Source organism: Acaryochloris sp. IP29b_bin.137, from assembly GCF_028285745.1.
Taxonomy (GTDB): domain Bacteria; phylum Cyanobacteriota; class Cyanobacteriia; order Thermosynechococcales; family Thermosynechococcaceae; genus Acaryochloris.
In genome coordinates, this window is sequence record NZ_JANQOP010000306.1 from 1 (window position 1) to 6,681 (window position 6,681).

At 50.1% G+C, this 6,681-nt stretch carries 7 protein-coding genes; 1 reads left to right on the forward strand and 6 read right to left on the reverse strand.

The features are described from left to right. Positions 1–78: 78 nt before the first annotated feature. From truA to rpmJ, 6 genes are all read right to left on the reverse strand, one after another. Positions 79–957: a tRNA pseudouridine(38-40) synthase TruA gene (gene truA / locus Q0991_RS21300; protein WP_299492348.1), complete on the reverse strand. Its 879-nt coding sequence runs from the start codon at positions 955–957 to the stop codon at positions 79–81. 19 nt (positions 958–976) lie between these two features. Beyond that, positions 977–1,327 carry a 50S ribosomal protein L17 gene (rplQ, locus tag Q0991_RS21305; RefSeq protein WP_299492350.1) on the reverse strand — a complete coding sequence of 117 codons (351 nt, stop codon included), beginning with the start codon at positions 1,325–1,327 and terminating at the stop codon, positions 977–979. An 11-nt stretch (positions 1,328–1,338) separates the two neighbouring features. Then, on the reverse strand, positions 1,339–2,280 hold the full coding sequence (locus Q0991_RS21310) for a DNA-directed RNA polymerase subunit alpha (RefSeq protein WP_299492352.1): 942 nt from the start codon (positions 2,278–2,280) through the stop codon (positions 1,339–1,341). Between the two features lie 214 nt (positions 2,281–2,494). Next, the gene (gene rpsK / locus Q0991_RS21315; RefSeq protein WP_299492354.1) at positions 2,495–2,887 is read right to left on the reverse strand and encodes a 30S ribosomal protein S11; all 393 of its coding nucleotides are present in this window, start codon (positions 2,885–2,887) and stop codon (positions 2,495–2,497) included. 59 nt (positions 2,888–2,946) lie between these two features. Beyond that, a complete protein-coding gene (gene rpsM, locus Q0991_RS21320; RefSeq protein ID WP_299492356.1) occupies positions 2,947–3,327 on the reverse strand; it encodes a 30S ribosomal protein S13 in 381 nt (126 codons plus the stop codon). Between the two features lie 94 nt (positions 3,328–3,421). Then, positions 3,422–3,535 (reverse strand): 50S ribosomal protein L36, encoded by a 114-nt coding sequence (gene rpmJ, locus Q0991_RS21325; RefSeq protein ID WP_010480573.1) that lies wholly within the window; start codon positions 3,533–3,535, stop codon positions 3,422–3,424. A 346-nt stretch (positions 3,536–3,881) separates the two neighbouring features. Here rpmJ and metH point away from each other — a divergent pair. Continuing rightward, positions 3,882–6,681 (forward strand): methionine synthase (gene metH / locus Q0991_RS21330; protein ID WP_299492358.1); only part of this gene is annotated, 2,800 nt, incomplete at its 3' end.

Consider the following 6,681-nt stretch of genomic DNA (forward strand, 5'->3'; position numbering starts at 1 on the left):
ACTTTTTGTCAGCGGTCGTTACGGTGGGTAAATAGGTCTTTTCCATGAGAGTTATCTATTTCAAAACAGGGAGAGGGTTTAGGACGCTGGATTCCAGCAATATTCAGAGGGCACACTCGACATCATCAGATGAGGAAAGGTATCAAACCAAACGTCAGGAGAGAAAGGGAAATCAGGGTATCCGACTCGCAGCAGGCATAGGCCTTTAGCGGGGGCAGAATATTTTACTTGGTCCCGGCGTTCCGCCTGCCATAGCTCCGTAAAGCTATCGGGAGAGCGTAACCCTCGTCCCACCTGAACCAGTAAGCCCACGAGCAGACGCATCATCCCGTAAAGGAACCCACTCGCCTGGACTTCAATTTGAATCAAAGGGCTGCTGTCATTGGCTTCAACCGTTGACCGATGGACGCAGGTCGCTTCGTGCACATCCACCCAGGAGTGGGGACGACTAGATCCTGCACGGTGAAACGCAGCCAAATGATGACGGCCAATCAGGGGATCAAGGGCAGCTTGCATACGCTGCACATCCAAGGGCTGGTAATAATAATGCCAGCTATAGGGGCGCAAGAACAGATTTGGACACGGATCTGTATACAAAGTGTACCGATACCGTCGCCAGGTTGCAGAAAACCGAGCATGCCAGCCCGGGGGAACCAAAGCTGAACCCCGGATCAAAATATCCTGGGGTAAACGAGAGTTGAGGATGCTCGCCCACCGATGGGCGGGAATTGGGGAATCCGCATCAAAATGGGCCACTTGCGCAGCAGCATGGACGCCTGAATCTGTCCTGCCCGCACCATGCAGGGTGACAGGGTGCTGAACCATTTCAGCCAGGGTATCTTCGATATCGGCCTGCACACTCCGATGTTGCGGTTGCCGCTGCCAGCCATGAAAATGAGTGCCCAGGTACTGAATAACCAGGGCAACGCGTTGGGAAGTTGGTGATGGCAATGGCATGACCGAAGCAGTTTAGTCCCTAAGTCAATTCGATAATCGCCATCTCAGCATTGTCACCCCGCCGACGGATGGTGCGAATAATGCGGGTGTATCCACCGTTGCGATCGCCATAGCGTTCTGACACTTGGTCAAATAAAGCATGGACCAACTGCTTGTCGTAGATATATCCCAACGCCTGACGACGAGAGGCCAATGATCCGTCCTTAGCTAAGGTGATCATTTTCTCGACTTGGGACCGCACAGCTTTGGCCCGAGCCTTGGTGGTCGTCACGCGACCATGGCGAATCAGCTGAGTCGACAAGGATCTAAGGAGAGCCTTGCGCTGGTCAGCAGGCTTGCCTAACTTATGAACACGACAACGATGACGCATGGAATTATCCCTTAACTTTTTGATTTTTCAGTTGGCATGGTGATGCCGAGATGATCTTGGAGGGCGGCAATCACCTCATCCGCAGACTTGGCCCCAAAGTTCTTAATCTCTAAGAGATCTTCTTGGGAGTACTCCAGCAGATCCGCCACACTATTAATTTGGGCACGCTTCAGACAGTTATAGGCTCGGACGGATAGATTGAGACCTTCAATAGGAATTTGGTTGGTCTCATCTTCTTCCTCAGTCTCAATATCTTCAACCACATTAAATGTGGCATCCTTGAGAGGATTGAATAAGTCAACCAAAATCGTTGCGGCCTGACTTAAGGACTCTTGAGGGGTTAGGTTGCCATTCGTCCAGATATCCAGGATCAACCGATCTTTTTCTAATGCCTCACCCACACGAGCATCTTCGACCTCATAATTGACCCGTCGAACAGGCATAAAGATAGCGTCGATCTCAAGAAAGTCGAGAGCCGCCGCTTCATCCCTGGCTTTATCAACGGTGTGATATCCCTTCCCCTGCTCAATGCGGAATTCCATTTCCAGCGTCGCATCGGAAGACAGCGTAGCCACGTACTGCGTGGGATTAACAATCTCAACTTCTGTGGAGAGTTCAAAATCATCCGTTGTGACCGTGGCAGGTCCTTGAACGAACAGGCGACCAATCTGAGGTTCGTTGGTATGACTTCTCAGCACAACCTTCTTCATATTGAGCAGAATGTCGAGAACGTCTTCACGAACCCCTGGAATGGTCGCAAACTCGTGATTAACGCCAGCAATTCGTACCGCAGTAACTGCTGTTCCTCTTAAGTTTGAAAGTAAAACTCGTCTCAGCGCGTTACCAACGGTTGTCCCCTGACCCCGATCTAAGGGCTCAAGAATAAACCTGCTATACTGACTAAAATCCTCTTCAACTGTTGTTTCAAGACATTCAACCTGAAATTGCGCCACGAAAGTCCCTCCCTTGTTGCTGTGCTCGATGGTTAATTGGGTGCTCTGAATCGGTGGAGTGAGTAGGTTTAATGGGTTAGCTTAGAGCTTGCTCCCAAATCGTTGAAGATATCTAGATCAACGGGTTGGCAAATATCCCCAACTTAGGGAGCAAAAACATCTCTAAGTTCATCTGGCGACGAGTAGAATTCGTAGTCAGACGAGATTGAAGGAGCTAGACGCGCCGACGTTTCGGGGGACGACAGCCGTTGTGAGGGATGGGCGTTACATCACGAATTAAAGTGATCTCTAACCCTGCACCTTGCAATGCTCGAATGGCCGTTTCCCGACCCGCACCTGGACCACTGACCATCACTTCAATTTGGCGCATCCCTTGATCCATCGCTCGACGAGCTGCACTTTCAGATGCAGTTTGGGCGGCAAAGGGAGTCCCCTTTTTAGCGCCTTTAAAACCGCTAGAGCCTGCCGATGCCCAAGAAACGACATCACCATTGGCGTCGCTAATCGTGACAATCGTGTTGTTGAAGGTGGACTGAATGTGAGCCACACCATTGGGAACATGCTTTTTTTGCTTCCGTCCACCGGACCGTTTGGGTTGTTGCGCCATACTTAAAATCTATTGAACCAACTAAATCAGCGAAAAAATTACAGAGACAATTGAGAGTGTTACTTCTTGCTAGGAGCTTTCTTCTTACCCGCCACGGTTCGCTTAGAACCTCTACGAGTCCGGCTATTCGTTCTTGTCCGTTGACCTCGCACTGGCAAGCCAGCCCGGTGACGACGTCCCCGATAGGAACCGATATCCATGAGTCGCTTAACGTTCATGGACTCCCATCGGCGCAGGTCACCTTCGACCTGGTAACCAGCCACAGCATTACGGAGAGCAGCGACATCCTGATCGCTTAAATCTCTAACTCGGGTATCCGGGTTAACGCCCGTCGATGCCAAGATCTCATGGGACCTGGTTAAACCAATTCCGTATATATAGGTGAGACCATACTCAATCCGCTTGTCGCGGGGCAGGTCAACTCCGGCAATCCGTGCCACTCTCTTATTACTCCCTAGGCTGTTTAATCAAAAAATATTGGATGTGGTTACTGACACAAGGTGTATTCTGACCACAAAACTAAATAGCGGATGGTTAACCTTGGCGTTGTTTATGCTTGGGGTTTGAACAAATCACCATCACGCGACCACGCCGACGAATAACTCGGCATTTGTCACACATTCTCCGAACGGACGAACGAACTTTCATACAAGATTACAGGACTACAAAACTATTACCATATCACTTCTATTGAAGTCCCACAAGTTAAATTTGGTGAAACTTGACGCCATCATTAGGAGACCTTTGCCAGCAGCCCCTATAAACCCTTTTCAGGAAAGGTCTAAAGCAGGATTGGCACTGGCAATTAGCCCATCATTTATCCTTGCTAAGACAATATTTTTATTTACTCTCTTAGGCAAATAGCCTGAATTTTGCAGCTCAACGACCCGGAAATTCAGGCTAAATGGATTTAAAGTGGATATCAACCCGATATGCCTTGCCTCAGAAAATAGCAACACTGCGGGAATATAGTCGTTTCAATCTCAACTGGATCATGAAGAGCGCTTTCCTCGATCGGCTTCACAGTCCCGAACGCCCCGTCATTGTCTTTGATGGCGCCATGGGAACCTCTCTGCAAATGCAAAATCTGACAGCAGCAGATTTTGGCGGTCCTGAATATGAAGGGTGTAATGAGTATTTAGTGCAGACGAAACCGGAAGCGGTTGCTACGGTTCATCGGAACTTTCTCAAGGCCGGGGCAGATGTCATCGAGACGGATACCTTTGGTGGTACTTCAGTGGTCCTAGCTGAATTTGATTTGGCCGACCATGCCTATGCCCTCAATAAAGCAGCGGCAGAATTAGCTAAACAGGTGACCGCTGAATTTTCGACCCCCGAGAAACCTCGGTTTGTGGCTGGCTCCATGGGGCCAGGAACCAAGCTGCCGACTATTGGGGACATTGAGTATGACACCCTACTAACAAATTACCAAGAACAAGCGGAAGGGCTATTTGATGGCGGAGTCGATTTATTTTTGATTGAGACCTGCATGGATGTCTTACAAATCAAGGCAGCCTTGAATGGGATTGAATCCGTTTTTGCCAGTAAGGGAGAACGACGCCCCCTAATGGTATCGGTGACGATTGAACAACCTCAGGGGATGATGCTGTCTGGCTCAGATATTGCGACAGCCCTCACTATTTTGGAGCCCTTTCCAATTAATATCTTTGGCCTCAACTGTGCCACGGGCCCTGATTTGATGAAAGAGCATATTAAGCATTTGGCAGAGTATTCTCCGTTCGCAGTGTCATGCATCCCTAATGCGGGTCTGCCAGAAAATATTGACGGTGTAGGGCACTATCGCTTGACCCCAATGGAGCTACGAATGGCCCTGATGCATTTCGTTGAGGATCTGGGCGTGCAGGTGATTGGGGGTTGCTGTGGCACTCGCCCTGAACATATTCAACAGCTAGCAGAGCTGGCCCAAGATCTGCGGCCCAAAACGAGAGAAATTGGCTCTCGGCTAAGCCTACCGCCTTACGCTCCCTTACCCCACGTACCTGCAGCCGCCTCGATTATGAGTATGCAGCCTTACGATCAGGACAACTCTTTCTTGATTGTGGGAGAGCGGTTAAATGCCAGTGGCTCTAAAAAATGTCGCGAAACCCTGAATGCAGAAAATTGGGATGGGTTGGTATCGTTGGCGCGATCGCAAGTCAAAGAAGGTGCCCATATCCTCGATGTCAACGTGGACTATGTGGGTCGGGATGGCGAGCGGGATATGCGGGAACTGGCCTCTCGGCTGGTGAATACCGTTTCTTTGCCCCTGATGCTCGACTCCACCGAGTGGACAAAGATGGAAGCGGGCCTAAAGGTGGCCGGGGGGAAATGCATCCTTAACTCCACGAACTATGAAGATGGGGAAGAGCGATTCTACAAGGTCTTAGAGCTGGCCAAAACCTACGGCGCTGGCGTGGTGGTGGGTACCATTGACGAAGATGGTATGGCTCGAACCGCAGAGAAAAAGTTTGAAATTGCTAAGCGGGCCTATGATGACGCCATTAACTATGGCATTCCCGCCTATGAAATCTTTTTTGACCCCCTGGCCTTACCCGCCTCTACCGGGATTGAAGAAGATCGCAACAATGCCAACGCTACCATCAATGCTATTCGGCAGATTCGAGATGAGTTGCCGGGTTGTCATATTATCTTGGGCGTCTCCAATGTTTCCTTTGGTCTCAATCCAGCCGCCCGCGTCACCCTCAACTCGGTGTTTCTGCATGAAGCGATGGCGGTGGGGATGGATGCAGCGATTGTCAGTGCCAGCAAGATTCTGCCTCTGGCCAAAATTGAGGAAGAGCATAAACAGGTCTGTTTAGATCTGATCTATGACCGCCGCCAGTTTGATGGGGAGGTTTGTACCTATGACCCCCTGACCAAGCTGACGACTCTGTTTGAAGGGAAGACAACGAAGCGAGATCGCAGTGTCGATACCTCTCTTCCCGTAGAAGAGCGCCTCAAAAACCATATCATTGACGGGGAGCGGATTGGTTTAGAAGAACAGCTCGATATTGCTCTTAAGGACCATGCGCCCTTGGCCATCATTAATACCTTTCTGTTGGATGGCATGAAAGTGGTGGGTGAACTATTTGGGTCGGGGCAAATGCAGCTTCCCTTTGTGTTGCAGTCTGCCCAAACCATGAAAGCGGCAGTCGCCTATCTGGAACCGATGATGGATAAGGAAGAAGCCGACGATAGTGGCAAAGGCACCGTTGTCATTGCCACCGTCAAAGGTGATGTCCATGATATTGGCAAAAACCTGGTGGATATTATCCTGTCCAACAACGGCTATCAGGTGATCAATCTGGGTATCAAACAGCCCGTGGATACCATTATTGCCGCCTATCGAGAGCATAATGCCGACTGCATTGCCATGAGTGGATTGCTGGTGAAGTCCACCGCCTTTATGAAAGACAATCTGGAAACCTTTAACCAAGAAGGCATCACCGTTCCCGTCATTCTGGGGGGTGCCGCTTTGACTCCCAAGTTTGTCAATCAAGACTGCCAAAACACCTACAACGGCCAAGTGATTTACGGCAAAGACGCCTTTGCCGACCTGCACTTTATGGATAAACTGATGCCCGCTAAAACCGACGGGCAATGGGATAACCTCAAAGGCTTCTTAAATGAGCAAGATCAGGTTTCTGAGTCAGTCTCTACAAATGGTTCTCAGCCCCAGGAGAACGCGGCAGAAGCTGCCACTGCTGCAATGCCTGTGGATACCCGACGTTCGGAAGCGGTGGATATCGATATCGAGCGGCCTACCCCACCCTTCTGGGGAACTACCATTTTGC

Bases quoted from the DNA above. Each gene is read 5' to 3' on its own strand.
- truA (WP_299492348.1), bottom strand. From the start codon at position 957: ATGCCATTGCCATCACCAACTTCCCAACGCGTTGCCCTGGTTATTCAG.
- rplQ (WP_299492350.1), bottom strand. From the start codon at position 1,327: ATGCGTCATCGTTGTCGTGTTCATAAGTTAGGCAAGCCTGCTGACCAG.
- rpsK (WP_299492354.1), bottom strand. From the start codon at position 2,887: ATGGCGCAACAACCCAAACGGTCCGGTGGACGGAAGCAAAAAAAGCAT.
- rpmJ (WP_010480573.1), bottom strand. From the start codon at position 3,535: ATGAAAGTTCGTTCGTCCGTTCGGAGAATGTGTGACAAATGCCGAGTT.